1 protein-coding gene is annotated in these 1,134 nt (G+C 65.7%); it reads left to right on the plus strand.

Annotated elements, in window-relative coordinates:
• Positions 1-124: 124 nt before the first annotated feature.
• Positions 125-1,134: caspase family protein (locus tag EKD05_RS25540; protein WP_165361002.1), on the plus strand; the 1,010-nt coding region annotated here is incomplete at its 3' end.

A 1,134-nucleotide genomic window follows, 5' to 3' on the forward strand; every position in this document is an offset into this window, starting at 1 on the left:
GCGGTCATGCGGTGGTTGGGCAACCATACATCGATCCGTCTGCTATACTAGCGTCAGCACAGTTTCTTGAGGCTTGTTGCGATCCGAGCAACGGGCGTTGCTCGTGGGACGCGAAGGGAGGGCGATGATGACCTGGAACCAGGCGCATGCGTTGCTGGTGGGCGTGGGTACCTATGCCGATCCTGGGTTGCGGGGGGTGCCGATGACGGTGGCTGATGTTCACGCGCTGGCGGCAGTGCTCGGTGATCCGCAGTGTGGTGGCTATGCGCCGGGGCAGGTGACGCACCTGACCGATGCCGCCGCGAGCCGGGCGGGGGTGCTGGCGGCGCTCGATGCGCTGGCGGCGCGGGTTGCCGAGGGCGATACGGTCTTTGTCTTCTACGCCGGTCACGGCGACTATGGCGATGATGGCTACTACCTGACGACGCACGATACGCGGATGGTCGGGCGCAAGGTTGCGGTCGGGACAGGCTTGCGTGAGGCCGAGGTGATCGCGAAGCTGCGCGCCATGAAAGCCAAACGGCTGCTGCTGATCGTCAATGCTTGCCATGCGGGTGAATTGTCACCGGTGCTGGCCGCTGATGATGCGCCGTTGACCGGGACGCCGCTGCCGCCACCGGTGGCTGCCGCGCTGCTCGGCACCGGCGAAGGCCGGGTGATCATCAGCGCCTGTCGTGAGCACCAATACTCGTTTATCGGCCCTGGCCCGCTCACCCTCTTTACCCAGGCGCTGGTTGATGGTCTGCGGGGCAACGGGGTGAGCAGCAATCGCGGCTACATCAGCGTCTTTGATCTCTATACGCACCTCTACTTCACGCTCGAGGAGGCCGTGCCGCGGACGATTCCGGCTGCTGTGCGGCAGCGCTACGGTGAGCAGCAAGAGCCAGAGTTGACGATCCTCAAGGGCGTGGGGCCGTTCCCGGTGGCGCTCTATCGGGGGGCGACGACGCTCGGCACGTTTGATGAGTCAGGGGCACCACCCGAGCACACGGCGGTGCGCGCGGTCAACCCGGCCTACAGTCAGGCCATGCTCCGTCAGCACCAGCAGTCCATTGGCGATCAGGCGCACGTCGGTGCCGCGATTGCGGGCGATGTGCATGGCAACGTCACGGTGACGACGCACGACCAGCGCGG

It is taken from the genome of Candidatus Chloroploca sp. Khr17 (genome assembly GCF_004138165.1).
Taxonomy (GTDB): Bacteria; Chloroflexota; Chloroflexia; order Chloroflexales; family Chloroflexaceae; genus Chloroploca.